The sequence below is a fragment of the Endozoicomonas sp. ALB091 genome, assembly GCF_049310265.1.
Classification (GTDB): domain Bacteria; phylum Pseudomonadota; class Gammaproteobacteria; order Pseudomonadales; family Endozoicomonadaceae; genus Endozoicomonas.
Window position 1 is genome coordinate 1,189,129 of sequence record NZ_JBLYNQ010000006.1, and the last position, 22,324, is coordinate 1,211,452.

Annotated in this window: 33 protein-coding genes; 27 read left to right on the forward strand and 6 right to left on the reverse strand. The window is 52.6% G+C overall.

From position 1 onward, the window contains the following. Window positions 1–13: 13 nt before the first annotated feature. The 4 genes from ACO6UX_RS12115 to ACO6UX_RS12130 form a co-directional block, all read right to left on the reverse strand. Window positions 14–505 carry a single-stranded DNA-binding protein gene (locus ACO6UX_RS12115; protein ID WP_422447842.1) on the reverse strand — a complete coding sequence of 164 codons (492 nt, stop codon included), beginning with the start codon at window positions 503–505 and terminating at the stop codon, window positions 14–16. Continuing rightward, a complete protein-coding gene (locus ACO6UX_RS12120) occupies window positions 505–2,064 on the reverse strand; it encodes a YqaJ viral recombinase family protein (protein ID WP_422447844.1) in 1,560 nt (519 codons plus the stop codon). The genes ACO6UX_RS12115 and ACO6UX_RS12120 overlap by 1 nt, the downstream gene beginning before the upstream one ends. Further along, a complete protein-coding gene (locus tag ACO6UX_RS12125; RefSeq protein ID WP_422447846.1) occupies window positions 2,065–2,847 on the reverse strand; it encodes an ERF family protein in 783 nt (260 codons plus the stop codon). Window positions 2,848–2,939: 92 nt separating this feature from the next. Then, entirely contained in the window at window positions 2,940–3,272 is a 333-nt protein-coding gene (locus tag ACO6UX_RS12130; RefSeq protein WP_422447848.1) for a hypothetical protein, read from the reverse strand. Between the two features lie 184 nt (window positions 3,273–3,456). Here ACO6UX_RS12130 and ACO6UX_RS12135 point away from each other — a divergent pair, with 184 nt between their 5' ends. Then, on the forward strand, window positions 3,457–3,933 hold the full coding sequence (locus ACO6UX_RS12135) for a RusA family crossover junction endodeoxyribonuclease (protein ID WP_422447850.1): 477 nt from the start codon (window positions 3,457–3,459) through the stop codon (window positions 3,931–3,933). Here ACO6UX_RS12135 and ACO6UX_RS12140 read toward each other — a convergent pair. Next, window positions 3,928–4,557: a helix-turn-helix domain-containing protein gene (locus ACO6UX_RS12140; protein ID WP_163369302.1), complete on the reverse strand. Its 630-nt coding sequence runs from the start codon at window positions 4,555–4,557 to the stop codon at window positions 3,928–3,930. The two genes, ACO6UX_RS12135 and ACO6UX_RS12140, sit on opposite strands and share 6 nt — an antisense overlap. A 266-nt stretch (window positions 4,558–4,823) precedes the next feature. Between ACO6UX_RS12140 and ACO6UX_RS12145 the strand changes: the two genes are divergently transcribed. From ACO6UX_RS12145 to ACO6UX_RS12240, 20 genes are all read left to right on the forward strand, one after another. Beyond that, window positions 4,824–5,141 carry a hypothetical protein gene (locus ACO6UX_RS12145; protein ID WP_209277157.1) on the forward strand — a complete coding sequence of 106 codons (318 nt, stop codon included), beginning with the start codon at window positions 4,824–4,826 and terminating at the stop codon, window positions 5,139–5,141. Continuing rightward, complete coding sequence (locus ACO6UX_RS12150) at window positions 5,138–5,557, forward strand: hypothetical protein (protein ID WP_422447852.1); 420 nt, start codon at window positions 5,138–5,140, stop codon at window positions 5,555–5,557. The genes ACO6UX_RS12145 and ACO6UX_RS12150 overlap by 4 nt, the downstream gene beginning before the upstream one ends. 215 nt (window positions 5,558–5,772) lie before the next feature. Beyond that, window positions 5,773–6,324 carry a hypothetical protein gene (locus ACO6UX_RS12155; RefSeq protein ID WP_422447854.1) on the forward strand — a complete coding sequence of 184 codons (552 nt, stop codon included), beginning with the start codon at window positions 5,773–5,775 and terminating at the stop codon, window positions 6,322–6,324. Further along, complete coding sequence (locus ACO6UX_RS12160; RefSeq protein WP_422447856.1) at window positions 6,257–6,832, forward strand: replication protein P; 576 nt, start codon at window positions 6,257–6,259, stop codon at window positions 6,830–6,832. The genes ACO6UX_RS12155 and ACO6UX_RS12160 overlap by 68 nt, the downstream gene beginning before the upstream one ends. An 88-nt stretch (window positions 6,833–6,920) precedes the next feature. Then, entirely contained in the window at window positions 6,921–7,403 is a 483-nt protein-coding gene (locus tag ACO6UX_RS12165) for a DUF1367 family protein (RefSeq protein ID WP_422447858.1), read from the forward strand. 13 nt (window positions 7,404–7,416) lie between these two features. Beyond that, window positions 7,417–8,772 (forward strand): DNA cytosine methyltransferase, encoded by a 1,356-nt coding sequence (locus ACO6UX_RS12170; protein WP_422447860.1) that lies wholly within the window; start codon window positions 7,417–7,419, stop codon window positions 8,770–8,772. A 9-nt stretch (window positions 8,773–8,781) separates the two neighbouring features. Continuing rightward, window positions 8,782–9,318: a hypothetical protein gene (locus ACO6UX_RS12175; RefSeq protein ID WP_269671915.1), complete on the forward strand. Its 537-nt coding sequence runs from the start codon at window positions 8,782–8,784 to the stop codon at window positions 9,316–9,318. A gap of 55 nt (window positions 9,319–9,373) precedes the next feature. Beyond that, window positions 9,374–9,637: a CopG family ribbon-helix-helix protein gene (locus tag ACO6UX_RS12180; RefSeq protein WP_163369309.1), complete on the forward strand. Its 264-nt coding sequence runs from the start codon at window positions 9,374–9,376 to the stop codon at window positions 9,635–9,637. Then, on the forward strand, window positions 9,634–9,930 hold the full coding sequence (locus ACO6UX_RS12185; protein WP_269671914.1) for a type II toxin-antitoxin system RelE/ParE family toxin: 297 nt from the start codon (window positions 9,634–9,636) through the stop codon (window positions 9,928–9,930). The genes ACO6UX_RS12180 and ACO6UX_RS12185 overlap by 4 nt, the downstream gene beginning before the upstream one ends. 147 nt (window positions 9,931–10,077) lie before the next feature. After that, on the forward strand, window positions 10,078–10,476 hold the full coding sequence (locus tag ACO6UX_RS12190) for a M15 family metallopeptidase (RefSeq protein WP_101746746.1): 399 nt from the start codon (window positions 10,078–10,080) through the stop codon (window positions 10,474–10,476). Further along, a complete protein-coding gene (locus tag ACO6UX_RS12195; protein ID WP_422447864.1) occupies window positions 10,469–10,876 on the forward strand; it encodes a 3TM-type holin in 408 nt (135 codons plus the stop codon). Before ACO6UX_RS12190 ends, ACO6UX_RS12195 begins: the two co-directional genes overlap by 8 nt. A 2-nt stretch (window positions 10,877–10,878) precedes the next feature. Further along, window positions 10,879–11,127, forward strand: a complete 249-nt coding sequence (locus ACO6UX_RS12200) for a hypothetical protein (protein ID WP_422446192.1) — start codon at window positions 10,879–10,881, stop codon at window positions 11,125–11,127. Between the two features lie 2 nt (window positions 11,128–11,129). After that, entirely contained in the window at window positions 11,130–11,489 is a 360-nt protein-coding gene (locus ACO6UX_RS12205; protein ID WP_101746078.1) for a hypothetical protein, read from the forward strand. Continuing rightward, complete coding sequence (locus ACO6UX_RS12210) at window positions 11,465–12,022, forward strand: hypothetical protein (RefSeq protein ID WP_422447866.1); 558 nt, start codon at window positions 11,465–11,467, stop codon at window positions 12,020–12,022. Before ACO6UX_RS12205 ends, ACO6UX_RS12210 begins: the two co-directional genes overlap by 25 nt. Window positions 12,023–12,076: 54 nt before the next feature. Beyond that, on the forward strand, window positions 12,077–12,580 hold the full coding sequence (locus ACO6UX_RS12215; protein WP_422447868.1) for a hypothetical protein: 504 nt from the start codon (window positions 12,077–12,079) through the stop codon (window positions 12,578–12,580). A 109-nt stretch (window positions 12,581–12,689) separates the two neighbouring features. After that, entirely contained in the window at window positions 12,690–14,738 is a 2,049-nt protein-coding gene (locus ACO6UX_RS12220; protein WP_422447870.1) for a portal protein, read from the forward strand. A 235-nt stretch (window positions 14,739–14,973) separates the two neighbouring features. Beyond that, window positions 14,974–15,966, forward strand: coding sequence for a hypothetical protein (locus ACO6UX_RS12225; RefSeq protein WP_422447872.1), 993 nt, complete (start codon window positions 14,974–14,976; stop codon window positions 15,964–15,966). 34 nt (window positions 15,967–16,000) lie between these two features. Continuing rightward, window positions 16,001–16,867: a hypothetical protein gene (locus ACO6UX_RS12230; RefSeq protein ID WP_422447873.1), complete on the forward strand. Its 867-nt coding sequence runs from the start codon at window positions 16,001–16,003 to the stop codon at window positions 16,865–16,867. A 125-nt stretch (window positions 16,868–16,992) separates the two neighbouring features. Then, window positions 16,993–17,310, forward strand: coding sequence for a hypothetical protein (locus ACO6UX_RS12235; protein ID WP_422447875.1), 318 nt, complete (start codon window positions 16,993–16,995; stop codon window positions 17,308–17,310). Window positions 17,311–17,313: 3 nt separating this feature from the next. After that, window positions 17,314–17,583 carry a DUF6682 family protein gene (locus ACO6UX_RS12240; RefSeq protein WP_422447877.1) on the forward strand — a complete coding sequence of 90 codons (270 nt, stop codon included), beginning with the start codon at window positions 17,314–17,316 and terminating at the stop codon, window positions 17,581–17,583. Between the two features lie 63 nt (window positions 17,584–17,646). On the opposite strand, the gene ACO6UX_RS12245 is transcribed toward ACO6UX_RS12240, so the two are convergent. After that, window positions 17,647–17,769, reverse strand: a complete 123-nt coding sequence (locus ACO6UX_RS12245) for a hypothetical protein (protein ID WP_422447879.1) — start codon at window positions 17,767–17,769, stop codon at window positions 17,647–17,649. Between the two features lie 359 nt (window positions 17,770–18,128). Here ACO6UX_RS12245 and ACO6UX_RS12250 point away from each other — a divergent pair, with 359 nt between their 5' ends. The 6 genes from ACO6UX_RS12250 to ACO6UX_RS12275 form a co-directional block, all read left to right on the forward strand. Then, window positions 18,129–18,734, forward strand: a complete 606-nt coding sequence (locus tag ACO6UX_RS12250; RefSeq protein WP_422447881.1) for a hypothetical protein — start codon at window positions 18,129–18,131, stop codon at window positions 18,732–18,734. Further along, window positions 18,734–19,087 (forward strand): hypothetical protein, encoded by a 354-nt coding sequence (locus ACO6UX_RS12255; protein WP_422446176.1) that lies wholly within the window; start codon window positions 18,734–18,736, stop codon window positions 19,085–19,087. Before ACO6UX_RS12250 ends, ACO6UX_RS12255 begins: the two co-directional genes overlap by 1 nt. 11 nt (window positions 19,088–19,098) lie before the next feature. Further along, window positions 19,099–19,470 (forward strand): hypothetical protein, encoded by a 372-nt coding sequence (locus tag ACO6UX_RS12260; RefSeq protein ID WP_269671991.1) that lies wholly within the window; start codon window positions 19,099–19,101, stop codon window positions 19,468–19,470. Window positions 19,471–19,511: 41 nt separating this feature from the next. Continuing rightward, entirely contained in the window at window positions 19,512–20,117 is a 606-nt protein-coding gene (locus tag ACO6UX_RS12265) for a hypothetical protein (RefSeq protein ID WP_422447883.1), read from the forward strand. 27 nt (window positions 20,118–20,144) lie between these two features. Further along, complete coding sequence (locus tag ACO6UX_RS12270) at window positions 20,145–20,942, forward strand: hypothetical protein (RefSeq protein ID WP_422447885.1); 798 nt, start codon at window positions 20,145–20,147, stop codon at window positions 20,940–20,942. Window positions 20,943–20,948: 6 nt separating this feature from the next. Beyond that, window positions 20,949–22,324, forward strand: a 1,376-nt coding sequence (locus ACO6UX_RS12275; RefSeq protein WP_422447887.1) for a hypothetical protein, incomplete at its 3' end; no start/stop codon positions are given.

The following is a 22,324-nucleotide window of genomic DNA, read 5'->3' on the forward strand; positions in this document are numbered from 1 at the left end:
AAAACAAGCTCCTTTAAAATGGGATGGAGTCGTCGTAGGAGTCATACTGTTGTGTCTGCATGGGCTGGGGAGCATGACCACCATCCCGGGCGTTGGTGTACTGGTTCTGATGTGTGCCTGGCTGTGGCTGATAATTTTGGGGCTGAGCCTGCTGACCATTGGGGTTCTTTTCCAGAAACAGCAGCTTGCCGTTGTACCCGCTGTACACGACTTCGGTCTGATAGCGATCCTGACCATTCTGGTCCTGCCATTTTCGGGTCTGGAGTTGACCTTCGATCATGACTCTGTGGCCTTTGGCCAGATACTGAGCGGCCAGTTCAGCAGGTTTGCCGTACAGTACTACCCGGTGCCATTCGGTACGGGTCTGTTTCTGGCCATCTTTTTTCCAGCTCTCTTCCGTGGCGATGGAAAGAAGGGTTACGGCATTGCCATTGGCGGTGGCTTTGCAGTCCGGGTCTTTGCCCAGCCTGCCAATCAGGGTGACGCGGTTCATGGATGCGGCCATCAGGCGATCTCCTTTTCTTCTGGTTTTAGAGAGAGTTGTTGAGCTGGGGTGATCAGTGCGGCACGGCGGATGATCAGTTCGATGCTGTATTCGTTGCCGTGGCGGTCAAAGCGGTAGCAGTCCAGTGAGCCTTTGCCGAGCCACTTTTCCATGGCGTGGATATCGTCGGTCAGAATCTCTTCGGTGACTTCGCCATCGGAGTAGAGCAAGTCGGGTTGATCTTCGCCTTTTTCGATTTCTGTTACCGGTTCGGGCTGTTTGTCAGCTACTTTCTGCCGGGCTTCCTGATTGAGGCGTATTTCAATAATGGCCATCAGGTCGGTTTGCTCTTTATGAAGAAGCACATCCAGATCCGGAAACAGGTAGTCCTTATCAGCTGCCATTTTTCGGTATATCGCCAGATTGTTTTTTACGTCCTGTGCCTGCTGCTTCTGTTCGATCCGAGCCTGTGCCAGCCGGTCATTTACCGAAGACTGCATACTGGCAACACTCTTTTTTCCCTTGATGACTTCCTGAAAATCAGCAGGCGTAACCACGGCGGCGATCCAGCCGGGAGTGAGTTCCGAATTGATCACCTGACGTTCTTTTTCAAGGGTGGTGACGGCTTTCAGAACCATGCTGTCTTTTATATGCTGCTTCTGATGTTTGACCAGCTTGTCCAGCGACTTGCGTTTGCTGGCCATGGCATCGGTGAGGTGGTCTATGCGGGTAAATAGTTCGGCGATTTCCGGTACCTGGGCAAGCGCGGTTTCTTTGCCGTCCTTCAGTTTCTTTTCCGTCTTTTTGAAAAACTTCACTGCCGATTCGGCATCGGCAAAATCCTGATCGCTGACCAGTTCGGATTTCGCTGAATCAATGCGGTGATGGATCTGCTCTTCAAGTTGGGGCAGATTGGAGTGATTAACCTGACCGTTAAGTTGGATAACCAGGGCGGTAGTATCCTGAATAAGCTCACCTTCCAGCACCTGTGAGGTCACTGGAGGTTCAAAGTTGTGCAGATCTTCCTGAAACTGTTTCCATCCAGCGATCAGAGCTTCACGACGATGGTCTTGGGATTCGTAGTAAACATGGTGCAGGTTGGCAGAGGTACCATCAGAGCAAACAAACAGAACCCGTTCGGCACCACTGACCAATAGTTGTTGTTCCAACTGCCAGTAATAGGCAGGTTCAATACCTTCTCCTTCGATCTGGGCAACCAACTTTTCATTCCAGAGCTTGTGCTCGAAGACCAGGTCTTCCACCATGGTCAGCCCGTCGAAGCTGGCCAGCAGAGGTAAACCGTCAATGATGGTGACGCCGGTGGCTGGGAACAGATCCGCTCCGACTATTTTCTCTGCCAACGGTCGAGCTTCTGCTTCGGCCCGATGCCCTGCATCGAATTTCTTCTGCTGAAATGCATTTACCTCTGGGGTGCTGCCTGTTTTCTTCTGATGGAGTAGCTGGTCCCGGCTGAGGTAGGGACTGTCGCCCATCATGGCCGGTGCCTCGCTGGCGGTGAAATAGTTCTGGCGCAGGGCGAGCCATTCAGGCGTCCCCTGTTGGATATCGAGAATGTCCATTTAGTGGCCTCTGGGTTGGATGGCTTTCAGTTGTTGTACTTGTTGTGGGGTGGCTGGAGCTTTGGAATTGATTTTTCGGATGATGCGATCTGCACTCTGTTGGCCGGACTCAATGGATGCCCGCCATTCTGGTAACAGACGCTGGAAGTCTTCATCGGAGTAGTGGTTGTGAACCGGTGACTGGGTCGAGTCATTCATATCGGGCACATAACCATCGGTATCATCATCGGTGCAGGCGACGCCAAGAATCCCGACCAGAGTCTGACGCTTCAGATAAGTCACGGTAGAACCGATCTGTTGCAGGGCGCTTTTGTTGCCGGTGTTATCCACAGGGCCAGTGGCGGTGTTACCGATAGAGTGGCCGGATACATGAGCCAGGTTGCAGGTGATGGTGATCTGTGGCCCGTTCTGCTGCTGCTCAAACCAGTAGCTCAGGCCGTAGCGGTGAAGAACTGGCTGAATTGCAGCGACCACATCATCAATGGAGGCGTAGGAGTACTCCATACGACCACCACTTTTAGTATTGAAAGCAGCACTCTTGCTTTTCTTTACTACCGGCATTTCCTGCTGAAACCGGGCAAAGGCTTCATTGAATTGCTGTCGTGCAACAATGGCCTGGCTTTGTTCGTACAGGCTCATCACCCGTTCCAGGGTATCGATGCTGGCATTCTGGGTGATGGCTGACTGCATGATCTGGCCCACTTCAGACAGGGCAGGTGCAGGCTTATCCACAGGCAACACGTCAGCAGATTCCATCAGTTCGGTCTTCTTTTTAGCTGGCATGGCGAAGGGCCTCGTCCCGGTGAATACGGTTTCTGACGGCCAGCACCTGGTCGGCAATTTCCATCCGAAAACTCTTTTCCAATTGGGTTTGATTAGCCACGGCAATAACCTCTTTTGCTGGCGTAGTTAATGACATCCCAGCCGGAGAGCCGGGAGTGTTCGTTGTTGCAGTCATGCACCAGCTGTTTCACGGCTAGCCAGCGGTAGCCCTGCATGGGGTGGAATTCTTCCAGGGTAAGAAAGGTCAGGAAGTTGCCCGGGGTCAGAACGCCAAAACCGGCAATGATGATGGACTTGTGATCTTCGATCTGTGCCTGAATGTGGGTTTCAATCCGTTCCAGTTCGGACTCGATGGTCTCTTCACGGGCTTCCCTGCCGTCAATGGCATTGAGGTGCCGGTTGAGATCGCGGGTGACTGCGTCCATTAAAGATTCCTTATTTTTGTAAATTAAATGTTTTTCATATTTATATAATTGCAAAGTAATACTTTGCAAATGATAAGTGATAATATATTCATATTAATTTGTTGTTATTGATAGTTTTTATAAATATATGGTTTAGGTTTGGTATATCGGGGGTTGTGGTTTGTTTTCTGACACGGGTTCAGGGATGGGTAGCGTAGAGCAGTGGATTCAGTGTTTGCCAGAGTCTTTGCAGATGGCGATAAATAACACGGGAAATGCCGGAAATGTCATAGCTTTTGTAAACTCGATACCCAAAAGCAAAGGGCGGCCGCGATTTACCCGAAGTGGTCGATGTTACACACCGGCTGCTACCCGGCAGGCAGAAAATGAAATTCGTTGTTTGGCAAGGCTGCAGCTGAAGAAAATGCTGGCTGGCCCCGTGGGGGTTTTGGTGGTGGCGGTCTTTCCGATTCCATCAAGCTGGTCAGGGACGAAAGCCGGTCAGGCGCAGGCAGGGGGCATCCGCCCGGCGGTGAAGCCGGACTTCGACAATGTCGCCAAGCTGTATTGTGATGCCCTGAACGGGATTCTCTGGGAAGATGACCGGCAAATTGTCGATGGCCGCTGCATCAAGGTCTATGGACAGCAGCCTGGTGTGCTGGTGATTGGCTGGCCGCTATAACAGGAAGCTGACACCGACGGCAGTGCCCTTGTAGATATCCTTGATATCCCCCGCATAGTTAAGATCAAAAGTGCCGTACAGCCGATTGATGAATCGCAGGCTGTGTTGCGACTTGCTGATCGGGTTCCACAGGCGAAGCGAAAGTTCACCGTCGTGTTCTATCAGCAGGATCTTCCCCGGTTCAGGGGCAATTACGGTATCCACCTGAACTTTGGCACCTTTGGGAATACTGATCGCTGTATCGGATGGGGTCTGGTTGACCATGGTGTCGTTTTCCATCCGTAACAGAAAGCTCTTGTGGTCCGACTCAATAATGCAGATGGCCGACTCCGAGAGTACCTGCTGTCGTCTTTCATCGAGTTCATCAAAGAAAGCGCTCGCCTTATCCAGGCTGATGTAGGGGAGGGTTTTCGGGTCCGGCAGCTCTTCGCCGGTCTCCAGCCAGTGAATGGAAACGCCAAGAACGTCAGCGATGGCGATTTTGTTATTCAGCTTTGGATTCCGGGCACCACTCATCCACAAACTGTATGTCCCTTCCGTGCAACCCACGGCGCGGGCGATATCGACATTTTTCAGATTTTGCTCTTGGGCTTTGTTTTTGACCCGGTCTGTCCAGTTTGTCACGTTCTTTTCCAATTACTGTTATTCATTATCCATAAGCAAAATAGTACACGGCTGGGAGCCATTGATTAAGGGCGAGAGTTCGTTTTGATGAGTCGGGCTATTTACAAATAATCTAAAAGCAACGTATTCTCTTAAGAGTCTTTGCTTAAGCAAAGGTATAACGATAAAAACCAATCCTCAAGGAAAGATGTGATGAGCCAATCTCAGCCTCATGCTCAGTTCAGAGCATCAGCCAGCCTCTTCGTTCGCACCGCAGGAGGTACCCCATGATCCATACCGACGAACTGGGCATCCCCGACCAGCCACAATGCTGGCAGGACATTCTGTGGCCACTGGCAGGACAGCCCGCCATGCCAACCTCGGCATCACTGTATGAAGAGTTGTGCTGGGAAAATCCGGATATTGATGTGGGCGAACAGTTGTTGAAAGCGTTTCACTACATGATCGATCGTTGGGACCAGCCGGGTGAGGCAAAGAACGTGGTGATCTTTCTGAAAAAGTGGATGAGCCTGAATCAGAAGAATGCCCTGCAGGCGGCGAGGTATTTTCCAAAAGAAGCACCTCTGGCAGGAGGTGACCAATGAAAGAGTTTGGCAAGGTCTCCAGCCAGTTCTGGATCAGTGATGATATTCAGCCGCTGTCAGATAAAGCCAGGCTGCTGGCGCTTTATCTGTTGACCACCGGTCACGGGAATCTGATTGGTATCTTCAGGATGCCAAAAGGCTATATGGCGGCAGACCTTAACTGGGACGAGCCGAGCGTTGAACGAGCGATTGCCGAGCTAACGGCGAGCGGCTTCCTGTTGGCCTCTGACCAGTGCCAGTACATTTGCATTCCGCAGTTCATGGAACACAATCCTGTGGACAATATCACCCAGATTGATGCCCGCCTGAAGCTGCTGGTCAAACTGCCACAGATACTGCTGGAAGAATTGCCCGGAGTGATACCCGTTATCGAAAGGGCGGTTGCCAAAGCCAGTGATTACAAGGGCTCGAAGTAAACCGAAGTGTTGTTGGAAAGCGCTCGGAAGATGCTCGGCAAGTGCTCGGCAGAATCTCGCCCAGAGAATAAGAGAAATAGAGAAGAAGAGAATAAGAGAATAAGAGAAATATTTACAAGACATATGTCCGATCTGAAGATCGCACGACCCCCAGGACGGGGGAAGTGCCATCAAGTGCCGGGAGCACGACTGGTGCGACCCCCAGGATGGGGGAAGTGCCATCAAGTGCCGGGAGCACGACTGGTGCGACCCCCAGGATGGGGGAAGTGCCAAAAGCCAAATCGGGCAAGGCTGATTTCTCTGAATCTTTCGAACAGTGGTGGAGCCAGTATCCCAAACGGGAAGGTGACAAGGGCAACAAAACCAAAACCTTTGGTCACTACAAAACACGACTCCGGGAAGGTCATACCCCTGAAGCCCTGTTGGGCAACATCCTGAAGTACGCCCGTTACTGTGATGAGACCCAGGTGACGGGTACCCAGTACGTGAAGACCACCACGGCCTACCTGAATAACCCCGACAACGCCAGCAATCCATGGACGGTGAACTATGAAGCCCGGCAGCGAAATTCTGGAAAACTCAGCCTTGTTGAACAGGTCGAACAGGCCAACGCCCATATCCTCCAGCCCGGAGCCTTCAGCGAACAGGGAGCCTTCAGCGCAGAGGGAGCCATCTACGACGTTGAGCCAGAGGGATCTGGTGAATCTGTTCTCGACCATGACGGGCCTGTTCGGCCAGAAGTGGACCAGTGCCTACGGTCTGGCTGATCGCAATGGTGAGTGGCTGAAAACCCTGAATGGGCTGCACCCTGCCCAACTGGAAATTGGGCTCAACCGTGTAAGGTTGGCTGGTAGTGAGTGGCCACCAACTGCGCCAGAATTTCGCAAGCTGTGCCAGCCGATGCCGGAAGAACTTGGGTTGCCCACGCTGGCCAAAGCCTGGCGGGAAGCCAATGAGCATGCCAGTCAACCCGCTCATCACGGCTGGAGCCATCGGGCGGTATACCTGGCAGGCCGGGCAGCAGGTTGGTATGAGCTGCGCAATGCCGGTACTGCGGAAGAGTGCCGGGAGGTGAAGCGTCGGTTCGGTGCGGCTTACCAGGCTTTGGTCAACCGTGAATGCCAGGGCCAGCCGCTGGAAGACCAGTTGTCCATCGAGCACCAGTTCGATCCTGCCATTCACTCGAATCAGCTGGCGAGGGAGAGTATGGCTGAGCAGGGCATTGATCCGCTGGATGGGCAGGGGGCGCGCCAGAAACTGATGGGAATGTTCTGATGAATGGGCTCAGGGATGGCATCTGGCTGGCGGTGGTCTGGGTTGTGCTGGTGATGGTGCTTTGCTGGCACTTTGTGGAGGCAATCTGATGGCGGAGCTGTCATTGCAGAAGGTCTCGGCGCAGATGCTGGTGCCGGTATCGGACGATGACCAGATGTTTATACGACAGCTAAAGACCGGGCAGGTGATTCGGGCAGAGTTTCGCAAGACACGTAATCCGCACTTTCACCGCAAGTTCTTTGCACTGCTGAAGTTGGGCTTTGATCACTTTGAGCCCCAGCCGTGCCGGATGGAAGGAACCGACCAGTGGTTCACGCCGGAGAAAAATTTTGATGAGTTCCGCCGCTGGGTGACGGTTAAGGCTGGATTTTACGATGTGATCGGGTACCCGGATGGAGGCGTTCGGGTCCGTGCCAGAAGCCTGAAGTTTGCCAGCATGAGTCAGGAGGCGTTTGAACAGTTGTACTCCACGGCGGTGGATGTGTTGCTCCAGTTTGTGCTCCATCCGGGACGGGGTTGGAGTCGGCTGAAGGTGGAATCACTGGTGGAGCGAATTATCAATTTTGCGTAGGGGGAAGGAGTCCATGAGATACCTGTCGTTATTTTCGGGGATTGAAGCGGCGACTGTTGCCTGGCATCCGTTGGGATGGAAGCCGGTGGGTTTTACCGAGATCGAACCATTCCCCTGTGCAGTGCTGGAACACCACTACCCCGATGTACCCAACCTTGGCAGCGTGACGGATATCACGGAAGCCATGATCCGCAAACTCGGCCCCATTGATCTGGTGGTGTTTGGCAGTCCTTGTCAGGATCTGTCGGTGGCCGGCAAACGAAAAGGATTTGACGGTGAACGATCAGGACTCTTCTTCGCAGCAATACAGATTATTCGGTGGGCCAGAAAACACGGCAACTGCCGCTTCGCCCTGTGGGAAAACGTACCCGGCGCCTTCAGCAGTAACCAGGGCAAGGACTTTGCTGAAGTACTGCGATTACTTACTGGCACTGACCAGTCATGCCCCGAGCAGCCTGGCCCAAAAAAGTGGCGGTACGCTGGAGTTTCATTCGGTAAGGAAGGGCTTGTTGAATGGCGGGTGTGTGATGCTCAATTTTATGGAGTACCCCAACGTCGTCGAAGGGTCTTTGCTCTGGCAGATTTTGGAGACTGGACCCGTCGGGAACCGATTCTATTTGAGTCCGAGAGCCTGCTCCGGGATTCTGAACCGGGCGCAGAAGCGTGGGAAGAGCCTGCCGCCAAAGCTGGAGCAGGCGTTGCAGCAAGTGGCCTCACGGGGAAACTGAGTGCTTACGATATGACGGCCTTCGGCCAGTACGGTCCGGGTAAAACATCATCCACATTGAAGCAGCGGGATTACAAAGATGCCACGGATCTGGTGGTGTTCGAGCCCGGTGCCATGTCGCGACTGGGTGGCCACTGGTCATCGGAATTATCACCCTGTCTTCGTGCCCATATGGGCGATAACCATCCGACCATTGCCTTCAATCCGAAGGACGATCCGGTTCATTCCGAAACCGTGGCCATGACGTTACAGGCTCAGGGGAACGGTTTGAGTGCTGCAGTGGCGATACCGATTCATGATCAGGCCACCCGACATTCTGGCAAGCGAGGTGAGCACCAGGACGGGAAAGGAAATGGTCTGGGTATCGGACAGCCTGGTGACCCGATGAACACATTAACCGCCGGTGATAAACACGCGGTTGCCAGTACCTCCAGCGGTGAAGCCGAGTTAGCCATACGTCGATTGACTCCCATCGAATGTGAACGTTTGCAGGGTTTCCCGGATGGGTACAGCGCTATTCCCTGGAAAAACAAACCGGCAGAAGAGTGTCCTGATGGTCCGAGGTATAAGGCTCTTGGTAACTCTATGGCCGTTCCGGTTATGCGCTGGATTGGAAATCGTATCCAGACCGCGCTGAATTAGGAGGCTGCCATGTACTTTGCTTTGGGACCGGCTCTGATGCGGATCTTTGGAACGCCGGAGCTGATGATAAAAACCGCCAGCTGGCAGCGGGATATCAACGCCGGTTATCGTAAGACAGCGGTTGCACCAGAGCATCGAAGTACCCGGGATGAACGACTGGGTGATGATGGTATTCGTAAGGGCGATCTGCGGGAAAAAATGCAGCCGGAACTTTTTGCTATTCTGACGATCCGGTATGACGATAATCAGGAAAATCGTTCAATTGCATGGCAGCGGGTTCAACACCATTTACGCAGTGATAAACGGTTGCCGAAACCGTTTCGCTGCAATCCGGTACTGCTAAGACTCTGGCTGATGTATGAACTCCAGCACCCGGGGCTGAGGCAGGACAAAGGTAAGATCCAGATCAAGGGCAAGGGGGAGAGCACGGTTTACCGCTGGCAGCAGAAGTGCCGCCAAGTCTGCAATGAACTGATCCGGCTGGCAGAGGATGAGGCTCAGGATCTGCTGGAGCAATCCGGGGTTATCCGGCATGAACCCTATTGACGGCAGGCCAAACTTAAGTGTACTACAATGTAATACACTAAAAAGGAGGTCATGTATGAGTGTATCCAGCGTTCGTCTGAATCAGGATATTGAAGAACCGTTAAACCAATTAGCCAAAGTGTTGAGCCGTAGCCGGAACTATCTTATTAACGAAGCGGTCAGGGAGTACATCAAGAAACACGCCCGTGAAATGCAAGAGTGGGACGAGACCCTGGAAGCACTGGATCAGGTGCGCAGGGGAGATACCGTAGATGGTGACGCCGTGATGGAATGGCTGGAAAGTTGGGGCAGTGATAATGAGCTGGAGGCACCTGAATGAAACTCAGGTTTTCCAGGAGTGCCGTTGATGACCTGAAACGACTGAGACAGTTTATTGCAGAAAAAAATCCGCCTGCGGCACAGCGAATGGCGGAGTATCTGGTCAGGAAAATTAACAACCTGTGTCATCAACCGAACATGGGCGTTCTGGTAGGGGATAAACTGAATCCCCGTTTGCGTGACCTGATCATTAGGGATTACAAGATTCGCTATCTTGCTGACGACCGTGAGGTCTTGATTCTGAAGATATGGCATCAGAAAGAGGCTGATGAGATCAGCCTTGACTCAGAGTGAGAGTAAAAGTACGGTAAAAGCTCATGCTGGGAAAGTTCCCGATAACTTGATTTCCCACTGCTTGAATCCTTCAAAGAAACCCGGCCCTTGTTGCCGGGTTTTCTTTTTTTATCCCTCCAAACTGAACCACTATAAAAAAGGGGCTTCATGTTTCACTTTTCCGCTTCGTCCAGGCGACATTTGTCGACTTGTGATGAGCGGCTTCAGCGTGTCTTCAAAAAAGTGATTGAGCATTACGATTGCACGATTATTTGTGGTCATCGGGGCAAAGCTGCCCAGATGCTGGCGTTTGAAAATGGTCAGTCGCAGTTGCAATGGCCAGACAGTAACCACAATCAGCTGCCCAGCAAGGCGGTGGATGTAATGGCTTATCCCTTGGACTGGTTTGATTATCAACGGTCTGCTCACTTTGCCGGGTATGTGTTGGGGGTTGCTGAGGGTATGGGCATCAAGCTGCGCTGGGGTGGTGACTGGGATCAGGATGGTCAGTTAAAGGATCATCGGTTTAGGGATTACCCACACTTTGAGCTGGTGGACGATGATTAACCTGAACCCAATGGCTGGAATTGCCAAAGCGCTGATGGGTGGGCTTGATGGCTTGTTCACGTCTGATGAAGAGCGAGCCAAAGCTGAACTGTCTTTGAATCACCAGTTGCAACAGCCTCATATTCTCCAGGCATTGGCCAATATCGAAGAAGCCAAACATCCCTCCGTCTTTGTCTCCGGTTGGCGACCCGCTCTTGGTTGGCTCTGTGTGTTTATTCTTGCCTGGACCTGGATTGTTCGTGATGTGGTGATCATCGGACTGATGCTTGTTGATAAGTCTGAAGTGGTTCAACAGTTACCCACAACAGACACCAGCACGGTGATTACTTTGTTGCTCTGTCTACTTGGATTGGGTGGTGCCCGAACCATTGAGAAACTAAAGGGTGTTGCAAGGAGATAGCCATGGGTGATGAAGAACGGTTCAATCGCATTGAGCAGAAGCTGGACGGCATCACCCAGATCCTGCAGACCTTGGCTAAACACGATGAAAGGATGGTGAACTTGGCTCTGAGGGAAAAGCGCAGTGAAGAACGGCTGGACACTATTGAGAAAGCCGTACTCAAAAACTCGACCATCAGCAGTGTGATTCAATGGATCGCTGCCACCACTACCGCAGGCATCATAGCCTTTGCCATCAAACAGCTATTCTAACCATGGCCAACCACAGCAAATACAAACCGGAAATGTGTGATCAGGTGAAGGAGTTGATGAGCACCGGTTTAAGCCGAAAGGCTACCGCTACGGAAATGGGGATCAGCTATAACACGTTTCTGTCATATATGGACAAGTATGAGGAATTTGCTGAGGCCGTGGCTCAGGCAGATGTTCTGGCTGAAGTATTTTGGGAAGAAAAATACATGCAGGGAGCATTGGGGCTTAACAAGGATGTTTCACCAGCCATGTTGATTATGTATATGAAAAACCGTTACCACTGGCGGGATCGCCATGAGCAGACTGTGGTAGCGGAAAAGATACCGACGCTGGACGAATGGCTGGAAGAAAAAGACGGGTAAAGCCAGCCCGGGAACGGCTGTTGACTGAGTTTCAGTATGAAAAAAATACTGAGGTCATTCTGGAGAGCACTGCTAACGGCGTCGGTGGTGTGTTTTATGATTATGTTATGGACGCTGATGCTGGGCGCGGTGATTTTGAACTGGTGTTTATACCTTGGTTCTGGCAGGACGAATACCGTGCCGAAGTCCCCCAGGAGTTCACGACAGATGCCGACGAACGATACCTGAAACAGACTTACGATCTGGATGATGGGCAGCTGCAGTGGCGACGCCAGAAAATCTATGAGCTGAAATCCGAAGACAAGTTCAAGCAGGAATACCCCTGCAATATTCAGGAAGCGTTTCTGTTCTCTGGTCGCCCTGTCTTTGATCCCAAACATACTGAAGCGGCTAAACAGGAATGCTATTCATCCAAATGGCAGTGTGAGTTAACACCCAATGGCTTGAACCGGAAGAAACCGGGATTACTGAACATCTGGTACCCAGTGGAGGGAAGTCAGCAGTATGTCATTGGTTGCGATGTTGCTGAGTGATTAGCTCCCATCAATGACAAACACAAGCACGGTGATTATTCATCCATCGACGTATTGGATCGTTCCGGTTATCAGGTTGCCCACTGGTCTGGCCATGTGGCACCGGATGATCTGGGCAAGATGCTTAACCATCTGGGGCGTTACTACAACAATGCCCTGACTGGTGTGGAGAGAAACAACCACGGCCTGACCACCATCACCAAACTGAAAGACCTGAAGTATCCCAATCTCTATATGGAAACCACGGTGGACCAGCGCACCCAGAAACGCACCAAGCGGATCGGCTGGCTGACCACGACCAAATCAAAACCATTAATGATTGATCACCTGGCTGCATTGCTCAGGGATGGTGATGCGGGGATTTGCAACGTAGAGACGGTAAAGGAGTGCCAGACCTACGTCATTGAAGACAACGGAGCCACTAATGCCCAGGAAGGTTGCTTCGATGATCGAGTGATCAGTTATGCGATCGCCCAGCAAATGGTGCTGAAGCTGCCACGGCGCAAGATCAATATCAATGAGCTGAAGTATCGGGCTCCAGGGAAATCTGCTTACTAATGGAGCGGACAATTATTCTCTTTACTCAGCTGGTGGTGGGGTACTGGCCAGCCATTATGGCCGGACACCGTTTTGAGTGGCTGCGACGCAGAGGCAAGAAGGTCAGGTAATGGAACACGGATTGGTGATGGTGGCCACCCCGGATGAGGTGACTCAGGCGGAGCTGGACTCTTCTCTGGACAAGGAGCGTCGCGAACAAGCGGTGCGTGATGCTTTTGCCTCGGATCTCTATAGCCGCTGGCAGGGTTACCGGGAGGCCCGGCGGGAAGTGGAAGATGAGTGGCTGGATGCGTTGCGGGCGGTAAAGGGTGAATACGGTCCCGAGCAAGAAAAGGTGATGGAGCAGCAGCAGGCCTTGAGCCGGGTGTTTATCAAGATCACTGCCACCAAAGTCAATGCTGCCTACTCACGACTTATTGATCTGCTGTTTCAGAATGTGGATTCCTTTTGGGATATTGTTCCCAGTCCACTGTCTGATATTCCTGCCGCCATTAAGCAGCAGATCCGGATGATGGCTATTCAGGAACTATTGCCATATCGACTTGATCCCCGAACCCGAAACCAACTCATCCAGGAACGTAACGATGAAATGGAGCGGGAACTGATGGCGGAAGCATTGGAAAAGGCCAATACCGCTGCCATGAAGATGAAGCGTTTGATCAAGGACTATCTGATTAATGCCAACGTACTTACCGAAATCAAAAAAATGGTTCGTGAGCAGGTAACCCTGGGAACCGGTTGCATCAAGGTAGCCACTCTGAATATTCGGAACCATGAGAAGTGGGAAAGTGAAGGTGATGAATGGAAACTCAACGAGCACCAGAGCATTGAGCCGGATATTGAATGGGCCAGTGTCTTTGATCTGTTTCCGGATCCTTATTCCCATGATCCAGGCAAGCCGAACGATCTGTTTCGACGCCATGTTCTAACCAAACATGAGTTCAGAGAATTAGCAGGTAGCCCCGGGTTTGAACAGGACACCATTCACGCCATTCTGATGGAGTCTCCCCAGGGTAATCATGTTCCTGAAGATTATGAGCGAGAGCTGCGAAACATTAACAACAATGATGAGCAGTACGTTACGCCCCAGCGTTTTGATGTGCTGGAGTACTGGGGGCCGGTAGATGGCCAGCAGCTGATGGAGTATGGCGTTACCGATATTGATGAGCAGGCAGAGTACCAGGCCAATATCTGGATCTGCGATGGCCGGATGATTATGGCACGGCTCAATCCGCTGAAGCCGGAAGCGATCCCCTACAAGTTTGTTCCCTACGAAAGTGTACTGCATCGGTTCTGGGGTATCGGCATCCCCTACATGATGAACGACAGTCAGGATGTAATGAACTCCACCGGCAGAGCCCTGCTGGATAATGCAGCCCTGACCGCTGGTCCCATGTTTCAAATGGATGTAAGCAAATTTCCGGAAGGCATGAGCCTGGAAGATGCCAAGAAGATCTATCCCTATCGACTCTGGTTTTATGATGGCGAGGCTGGTGAAGGGCCGATGATTCAGGCCATCAATATTCAAAGTAACCAGAAGGATCTGTCCGGCATCTTTGAAATGTTCCGTAGATTTGCAGATGAAGAAACGTCACTCCCCAGTTACACCCATGGCGAACAGACCCAGAGCCTGAACAAAACCGCGAGCGGTATGAGCATGCTGATGACTGCGGCCAACGTGGCCCTGAAAAGTGCGGTGAAAAATATAGACGACTACGCAACCGTTCCCCTGATCGACAGTCTGTTTAATTTCGCTATGCGTTGGAGTGATAGCGAAGATGCCAAGCGGGGTGATCTGGATGTGGTGGCCATGGGCAGTGCTTCGCTGGTTGCCAAAGAGCTGCAGTCAGAACGGATGATGAATGCCCTGAACGTCAGTATGAATCCGGTGTTGGGTCCCATGACTGACCATCGCTATCTGTATAACGAATACCTGAAATCCCTGGATATTGATCCGGATAAAGCCCTGAGACCCGAGGAAGAACTCTATGCCCAATCCCATGCACCTGAAGCCGCAGGAGGCGGAAGCCGTTCTGACGGTGAGCAATCGTCCGGAGTACGAAGTGGTGGAGGAGTATCTTCTGCGCCGACGCAAGTTGCTGCTGGAGAAACTGGCAACGTGCCAGGATTCAACCAATTTGCGCGTCCTGCAGGGTAGAGTGCAGGAGTTGGATGACATTATCGCCTTGCAGCTCAGGGCAGCGACGTATTTGAAACAGCAGTAAAAACCAATCCGCTTCGGCGGTTTTTTTATGCCCAGGGATGGGCGGTATGCCGGTAACGCATGGAGCGGTCACCGGTGAATGCCTGAAATATGTGGATAAGCCCAGGCCCCACAAGATCAGGTTAAACCAAATGTGGACAAGCCTCAGCGCCCCACAGGGAGAGTGAAGATGGCAATCGATGCCGAACAGTTGGATCAGGAAACTGACGCCGAACTTGCAGCCCTTATGGGTCTAAATACGGAAGCCCCTGCCGCTTTTGCACAACAAGAGAACGAGCAGGACAAGCAGACCGACCAGAACCCGCCCGCTGATAAGTTACCCCCGCTACCTGCACCGGAGCCGGAAGCGACTGACGAAGAGTCAGAGCCGCCTGCCCCCACATCTCGTGAAGAGAGCGGTGAAGACTGGCAGGACAAGTACACCAAAGCGGAAGAGTCCCGCAAGAATGCCCATGCCCTGATGACCCGGGCGACGCAAAAAGCCGCTGATCTGGAGCGCAGCAATACGGAGCTTCAGCAACAGATGGCTTTGCTGCAGGCCAAAGTGGATCTGCTCAGTCAGCAGAGTCTGAGTCAGCCGAACCAACCCAGTAGCGAACCAGAGCCGTCTGATCAGTTTCAGGAACTCCGTAAGGATTACCAGGAACTGGATCCGGTGTTTAACAAGCTGGATGAGTCAGAACAGCTCAACCGGAGACTGGAGCAGCGGCTGGTGGCTATTGAGAAGGCACGGCAGGAGCAGGAGGCGAAGCAGGCCTGGCAGGTATTCTGGAGCAAGTTGCGCAGTCTTCATCCTGATGTGGAGCAGATCTCTGCCAGTGAGGACTTTAAAGGCTGGTTTGCACGACAAACGGCTGATGTTCAGGAGCTGAGTCGTGTCAGCCCATTAGGGGCAGCGCAGGTCATGAGTCTCTATAAAGAGGCTGCCGGTCTGAATAAGCCTGCGCCCAAACCTGCACCTGATCCAGCGCAAAAAATGCAGCAGGCAAAACAGATGAGCGAACCGCCAGTGCGGTCCCGCTCGAAACCGACCACTCAGGGTCGCCAACCGGCAATGACACTGGACCAGATTGCGGCCATGCCGCAGAAAGAGTTTAACGACAATGAAGAAAAACTCGATGAAATTCTGGCCCAGTGGATCAAGCAGGGAGGCAGGCTCTAATCGTTTCTCGAAAGAGATTCAAGGGATCTGAATCATGGCAACGACCACGTTTCCAACGGGGGCTATGGCAAATGCCCTGCCCGTTATTTATTCCAAAAAGCTCAACGCGAAGTTCTATAAACGAACTGTGTTGTCGGCTATCTGCAACACCAACTGGGAAGGTGAGATCCAGTCGGAAGGCTCCAAGGTAGTGATCCGTACCCGCCCCGATATTACGGTAGCGGATTATGACCGTGCCGTGGGGGTTGAGTATCAGGATCTGGAACCACCCAAGGTGGAAATGCCCATCGACAAGACCAAGTACTACGCCTTTATTGATGACTATATCCAGAGTGTCCAGTCCAATATCGAGCTGATCAACGAGTCTTCTGCTGATGCAGCAGAAAACGTGAAGATCGCAGTAGACGGCGATGTACTTGGGAATATCTATACCGATGTCCATCCAGATAACAAGATCGACGGCGGTGGTACCGGCGTGGTTGTGGATAAGTCCAATGTGCTGGATTACATCGTCGATATGGGCACCCTGCTGGACGAGAAGAACATTCCCGAGTCCGGCCGCTGGCTGGTACTGCCACCCTGGGTGTGCGGCATGATCAAGAAGTCCGAGCTGAAGGATGCTTCGCTGGCCGGAGATGGTACCTCCATCATGCGAAATGGCCGCCTGGGCATCATTGATCGGTTCACGCTTTATTGCAGCAACAACCTGGCCACTGCTTCCGGTGTTACCCAGTGCATGGCTGGGGTGAAGGACTTCGCCGGATTTGCTTCGCAGTTTATCAAGCATGAAAGCCTGACGCTGGAGAAGCACTTCGGCATGGGGCATCGTGGTCTGCAGGTATACGGCTATAAGGTATTGAAGCCTGATGCAGGTGTGCTGCTGGCTGCCAAACGCTCTTAACTTTTTTTTGAACCACAAAGTCACAAAGACACGGAGGAAAAGACAAAAAGCTTTTCTTTGTGTCTTCGTGTCTCTTGTGCCCTATGGGTATTGTGGTGACAAGTTTTTCATGGAGATACTAAAACATGGCCTTTGATCTGGAGACCTGCCGCAGCAAGGATGAACTTGAATCCGTCGCCCGGCAGATGTTTAACGTGGAGCTGGACAAGCGCAAGAAGCTGGATGATCTAAAAGATGAAGTTCGCTTACTGATGAATGGTGATGATCTGCTGGAAAAGCCAGAAGAGCCGGAGGAGCCGACAACTTCATCCAAGGCCGGGAAAAAGCCTCTGCAGTTTGTACTGAACAAGAACACCAATAGCGTCTTTATCTACAACCCCAAGCTGAAGAAACGAATGGGGGTAGATCTGGAGTTCTGTGACCAGCAGGGTAACCGGCTATAAGGTATGAAGGTTATCGCCATCATCCAGCGGGTGCGCAACCTGCTTCAGGACAACACAGCTGTGCCACGTTGGACTAACAGTGACCTGCAGGATGCTTATAACGAAGCGCTACTGGCCGTGGTGCAGAACCGGCCAGACGTGAACTCGCAGCTACTGGCCTTTACCTGTCAGGCACAGGCTGTGCAGTCGCTGCCCCCCGGCACGTACCGGCTGCTGGATATTGTGGATAACCCGGCAGCAGGCCCAGAGTTATCTGGCCATGTTTGCCAATGATCTGGGGCTGAAATGGAACGTGGATCAAATGTTCCGGCAGATGCTTCAGGGTAAGATCGAGGGTTAGTGCTTATGTTTGTTGTGCTTTTTTCGGCAGTAGTCCCAGAGTTGGAAAGTCACTGTCGCACCGAAAATAACCGCAGCCATAATAGCCATCGTCAGAGATAGTGGGTCAAGGTCAAACATTGAATAACTCCTTAATGTTTATTCTTTTTCCGCTTTCTGATGTGGTATTCCACCCAGACGATGCAAGCGAGTAGCGGGATACCAAACAACGCAGTCATTAACAGATATTGATCGCCTACGGTCATAGTGTGCTCTCCAGTCGGTGCCCCAGGTAGATAAGTCCGATTGCTATTGAAGCTCCAAAAAATAGCAGTTCTTCCAGATTGTTCGGGGTATTAATGAGAGGCCCTATCAGGCAGAGGCCACAAGGCAGTTTCACTAGATCATGGCAGAGCTTTGCCAGATTTTCACGTTGTTTATCGTTCATCCAATTACACCTTTGATTTTTATTCGGACGTTTCCCAGGGACAGCATAGCCCATGAAACTGGATGCCTACCTTTCCCGCATACGCCCGTATGTCAAAGGCTGCCCGGATCAGGTGATCAAGAACTACCTGATCATTACCCTGCGGGACATTTGCCACCGAGCCAATATCTGGCGACACCATGACAAGCTGTTTATGGTCAAGGGGATCAAGGATTACGACCTGACCGCACCTGCTGGCAGCGACATCGCTACAGTGCAGAATATCCTGCGCGAAGACGGCACCCGGCTGGAAAGCCGTGATCTGCTGCCCCCTTATCTTTCTGCCGGAACCCCTTACTACTACCGCCATGTTGAAACTACTGCCCTGCACGTTGCCCCGATCCCGGACAAGGACGCCATGCACGACATCGAGCTGACCCTGATGCCTGCCTTTGAAGCGACAGAGATACCGGACGATGTGGGCAACCTGACCCTTGAGTTTGCCTGCTGGGGTGTACTGGCCGACCTGCAAATGATGCCCGATGAACCCTGGACGAACCCGCAGCTCAGTGAGGTAAACCGGCAGAAGTATGAGAAGGAACTGAACCGTAAGCGTATCCGTGGTTTGGTCGGAGTCAGCGGTGGCGAGCAATCGGTGACGAGAAGGAGATTTGTCTGATGGCCATGCCAACCGAAAAGCAACTGCCCGCCTTTTTACGGGGAGACAGTTATGCCATCCCGATAGCGTTCGAGGGGGATGATGGCCAGCTTCAGGACCTGACCGGCTGGAAGCTGATCTTTACCCTGAAATTTCACCGGATGCAGCCGGACGACGATGCCGTACTGCAAAAACGGATGACGGTATCCGGTTCGACGGCGGTGATGTACCTGGCACCGGAAGACACCAACGAGCTGACACCTTACCGCTACGAATACGATTTGCAGTTAATTACCCCGGATGGCAGTGCCGTATCGACCATTGCTATCGGTAAGGTGGAGATTCAGTCCGGGGTTACCCACGCACTTGGATAGGAGAAACAGGTATGACCACTGAAGCCACCGTTGTGACCAACATCGTCAATGATGTGGCCGTTGTTGCAGCCTTGCAGCAAAAGATTGTTGCAGACCGGCTTGCCATTGAACAGGCAGTAGCCAGTAGCCTACCGCTGATCAATAGTGCTTCAGACCGGGCTGATACATTGTCCAGCTCGTTGTGGGGCATGACCACGGAAAACCGGCAGATCAACACGGACATTACCCAGCGATATAACGAGATCAAAAGCTGGCACGATGCCCACGACGCCGACAAGTTGCAACTGACCACCCTGAAACAGGAAATGGTGGTCTTGCATCAATCGGTGGAGGACTCTGTGAATCAGAATGCCCCCACCAGTCTGGACGGTGGCAGCTTTTAGCCACTGTCTTTTATTAAACGCCTGAGACAGGAGTGTCCATTATGGCAACGAAAATCCAGATAAAGCGCAGTACAACAACTGCAAAACCGAGTTTTCTATCCCCCGGAGAGCTGGCTTACTCGGAGGCTTCAGAAAAGCTGTATATTGGTGTTGACGGTGCCGGTATCGACACGATTGGTGGTAAGGATTTCACCGATACCGTGACCGATTTGACCACCAATATGCACAACTACCTACCTGCTGCCACTGCTTCCCGGTTTGGGGGGATAAAAATAGGCGCTGGCCTGTCGATTGATGGCAGTGGTGTGGTGTCGGCCACGGGAGGCAGTGCGCAAGGATTGACGGAATCTGAGGTGGATGCACGGGTTCAGCTTGGCGTTGATTCTATTGTTGCTGGTGCTCCTGCCGCGCTGAATACCCTTAACGAACTGGCCGAAGCGCTAAATGATGATGCCAATGCCGTCACCAGTCTGACTTCCCAGGTCTCTGGCAAGATGTCCAAAAGCCAGAACCTGGCGGATCTGACTAACGCCACCACTGCCCGAAGCAATCTGGGGCTGGGTACCATAGCGCTTCAGAACTCAGCCAGTGTCAGTATCACAGGCGGTTCTATTGATGGTGTTACCCTGGATGGCGGCACCTTCTGATCCGGCAGCAACAAAAGGAATGGGCCTGTGTCTAACACCATCAAACTGAAAAGCTCGGCTACGCCGGGCAAGGTGCCACTGGCCTCTGACCTTGCGTCGGGGGAGGTGGCGATCAATACCGCTGATGGCAAGTTGTATGCACTGGTAGGTGGCGTGGTTACATCACTCACCCTCCGGGATTGGGGCGAGCTTGCCGGTAAACCTGCTACCTTCACCCCTTCAGACCATACCCAGAGCATCGCCTCGGTGGATGGTCTTCAGAACATCATTAGCGACCTGACTGCCCGCATAGCGGCTTTGGAAAGTCAGGGTAATAACGCCGATGGTATGAAACTACTGAGTACCGAAACGCTCACCAACGGCACGGAATTTATTTTTGACAGCCTGATGGATGACACCGTGTACGGTTCATACTTGTTGATATTGAACAATGTCACTATCAGTGACACTGATTTTGTTGGAAAGTATATGGGCTTATCCATTCAGCAAAGTGCCGGAGGGGGATTCTGGGATGGTTATGGTGCATTCAGAATGAAAGTGCTGGCCAATGACGGGTCAACGACTCCAGTGGCCAAAGAGTATCTTGGCCTGCGACTAATGGACGACACCTTTGACTCAATAAATATCTCTGGTCAGATCAACATCACACCAGGAGGTAATGGACTGGGCGCGATCACCGGTCATCTGCAAACCGGTAATGGCATCCCTTATTTGTATGCCACGATGTCAGCGGAATGGGGCGGAACCATGCACGGAATAAAACTGTTTGCCAGTGTGGCTGACAAGCTGTCCGGTTCGGTTTCCCTGTATGGCTTGAAAAAGTAAACGCCCATGAAACTGGACATCACTTCCTTCACCGGCGAAGTCCCCTGGCTGGACAGCCATCTGCTCGAAGACACCCAGGCAGAGGCCGCCATTGACTGCCGGTTGACCAATGGCAGCCTGCGAGCCTACTACGCTCCTGCTGATGAACAGGCCCTGAACGCAACGCCGCAGTCCATCTACCTCTATCGCAACGAAGGCAGCCGGTACTGGTTTGACTGGACCACGGACGTGGACGTGATCCGTTCCCCGGTGGCCGACGACCCTAATAACCGGGTTTACTACACCGGCACGGTGAAAGGGCCCCGCTACACCGATAACGGCCTGGCCTTGAGTGGTGGCAGTGACTATCCGGTTAATGATCATCAGCTTGGACTGCCGGAACCGGACGTGGCTCCCGTAGTGACGCTCAGTGGTACACCGCTGGATGATGCGGAAGAAGTGGATGCCGAAACCCGTTTCTACAGTTACACCTGGGTGGATCAGAACGGTCGGGAAGGGCCACCATCCCTGCCATCGGGTGAGATTGTGGTTAAACCCGGCGAGACTGTGGATATTACCGTAGGCGCCGGTCCCGGTGCCGTGGACCTGAATATCACCCATTACCGGATTTACACCAGCACCCAGATCGGCGTGTATCAGCTTTGCACCCAGATCAACAACGCCGGAACGGTGGCCACCGATACCCCCGTAGGCGTCACCACTGTGGTGGATGAAACGCCGTTGGACCAACGGGGCGGCATCCTGAAAACCATCGGCTGGATAGCGCCACCCAACAACCTGCAAGGCATGGTGGTGCTGCCCGGTGGCGTGGCGGCGGGATTCTCCGGCAAGGAGTTGATGTTCAGCGAGCCTTACCATTTGTACGCCTGGCCAGCAGCCTACCGGCTGGCGGTGGAGTATGACATTCAGTCACTGGCAGTGGCCGCCAACAGTGTGATCATTGCCACGGATGGTTATCCCTATGTGGCCTTTGGCACCGAACCCAGTGCCATGACCCTGGAACGGCTCGATACGGCACACGCCTGCATCAGCAAACGCAGTATGGTGGATATGGGCGATATGGCTCTGTACGCCTCCCCCGATGGTCTGGTGCGAATTGCTGGCGGCCGGGCTGACCTGATGACCCGCAATATCATTAACCCGGAAGACTGGAGAGCCAGATTCCAGCCGGATACCATCCACGCCTGCTTCCATGATGGCCGGTACTTTGGCTTTTATGGTGATTCAGTAAACGGTGGTGGATTTATATTCAGCCCCGACAGCGGCACCTTTACCGAACTCGGCACTTATGCCGATGCCTGTTACCGCGACCTTCAGGATGACAGCCTCTATCTGGCCATTGGCAATACCATCAAAGCGTGGGACAAAGGCGCTGCGCTGAT

Excerpts from the sequence above, each read along its gene's own strand:
- ACO6UX_RS12115 (WP_422447842.1), bottom strand. The coding sequence starts at position 505 with ATGGCCGCATCCATGAACCGCGTCACCCTGATTGGCAGGCTGGGCAAA.
- ACO6UX_RS12120 (WP_422447844.1), bottom strand. The coding sequence starts at position 2,064 with ATGGACATTCTCGATATCCAACAGGGGACGCCTGAATGGCTCGCCCTG.
- ACO6UX_RS12125 (WP_422447846.1), bottom strand. The coding sequence starts at position 2,847 with ATGCCAGCTAAAAAGAAGACCGAACTGATGGAATCTGCTGACGTGTTG.
- ACO6UX_RS12130 (WP_422447848.1), bottom strand. The coding sequence starts at position 3,272 with ATGGACGCAGTCACCCGCGATCTCAACCGGCACCTCAATGCCATTGAC.
- ACO6UX_RS12135 (WP_422447850.1), top strand. The coding sequence starts at position 3,457 with ATGGGTAGCGTAGAGCAGTGGATTCAGTGTTTGCCAGAGTCTTTGCAG.
- ACO6UX_RS12145 (WP_209277157.1), top strand. The coding sequence starts at position 4,824 with ATGATCCATACCGACGAACTGGGCATCCCCGACCAGCCACAATGCTGG.
- ACO6UX_RS12150 (WP_422447852.1), top strand. The coding sequence starts at position 5,138 with ATGAAAGAGTTTGGCAAGGTCTCCAGCCAGTTCTGGATCAGTGATGAT.
- ACO6UX_RS12165 (WP_422447858.1), top strand. The coding sequence starts at position 6,921 with ATGGCGGAGCTGTCATTGCAGAAGGTCTCGGCGCAGATGCTGGTGCCG.
- ACO6UX_RS12170 (WP_422447860.1), top strand. The coding sequence starts at position 7,417 with ATGAGATACCTGTCGTTATTTTCGGGGATTGAAGCGGCGACTGTTGCC.
- ACO6UX_RS12175 (WP_269671915.1), top strand. The coding sequence starts at position 8,782 with ATGTACTTTGCTTTGGGACCGGCTCTGATGCGGATCTTTGGAACGCCG.
- ACO6UX_RS12180 (WP_163369309.1), top strand. The coding sequence starts at position 9,374 with ATGAGTGTATCCAGCGTTCGTCTGAATCAGGATATTGAAGAACCGTTA.
- ACO6UX_RS12185 (WP_269671914.1), top strand. The coding sequence starts at position 9,634 with ATGAAACTCAGGTTTTCCAGGAGTGCCGTTGATGACCTGAAACGACTG.
- ACO6UX_RS12190 (WP_101746746.1), top strand. The coding sequence starts at position 10,078 with ATGTTTCACTTTTCCGCTTCGTCCAGGCGACATTTGTCGACTTGTGAT.
- ACO6UX_RS12195 (WP_422447864.1), top strand. The coding sequence starts at position 10,469 with ATGATTAACCTGAACCCAATGGCTGGAATTGCCAAAGCGCTGATGGGT.
- ACO6UX_RS12200 (WP_422446192.1), top strand. The coding sequence starts at position 10,879 with ATGGGTGATGAAGAACGGTTCAATCGCATTGAGCAGAAGCTGGACGGC.
- ACO6UX_RS12205 (WP_101746078.1), top strand. The coding sequence starts at position 11,130 with ATGGCCAACCACAGCAAATACAAACCGGAAATGTGTGATCAGGTGAAG.
- ACO6UX_RS12210 (WP_422447866.1), top strand. The coding sequence starts at position 11,465 with ATGGCTGGAAGAAAAAGACGGGTAAAGCCAGCCCGGGAACGGCTGTTG.
- ACO6UX_RS12220 (WP_422447870.1), top strand. The coding sequence starts at position 12,690 with ATGGAACACGGATTGGTGATGGTGGCCACCCCGGATGAGGTGACTCAG.
- ACO6UX_RS12225 (WP_422447872.1), top strand. The coding sequence starts at position 14,974 with ATGGCAATCGATGCCGAACAGTTGGATCAGGAAACTGACGCCGAACTT.
- ACO6UX_RS12230 (WP_422447873.1), top strand. The coding sequence starts at position 16,001 with ATGGCAACGACCACGTTTCCAACGGGGGCTATGGCAAATGCCCTGCCC.
- ACO6UX_RS12235 (WP_422447875.1), top strand. The coding sequence starts at position 16,993 with ATGGCCTTTGATCTGGAGACCTGCCGCAGCAAGGATGAACTTGAATCC.
- ACO6UX_RS12240 (WP_422447877.1), top strand. The coding sequence starts at position 17,314 with ATGAAGGTTATCGCCATCATCCAGCGGGTGCGCAACCTGCTTCAGGAC.
- ACO6UX_RS12245 (WP_422447879.1), bottom strand. The coding sequence starts at position 17,769 with ATGTTTGACCTTGACCCACTATCTCTGACGATGGCTATTATGGCTGCG.
- ACO6UX_RS12250 (WP_422447881.1), top strand. The coding sequence starts at position 18,129 with ATGAAACTGGATGCCTACCTTTCCCGCATACGCCCGTATGTCAAAGGC.
- ACO6UX_RS12255 (WP_422446176.1), top strand. The coding sequence starts at position 18,734 with ATGGCCATGCCAACCGAAAAGCAACTGCCCGCCTTTTTACGGGGAGAC.
- ACO6UX_RS12260 (WP_269671991.1), top strand. The coding sequence starts at position 19,099 with ATGACCACTGAAGCCACCGTTGTGACCAACATCGTCAATGATGTGGCC.
- ACO6UX_RS12265 (WP_422447883.1), top strand. The coding sequence starts at position 19,512 with ATGGCAACGAAAATCCAGATAAAGCGCAGTACAACAACTGCAAAACCG.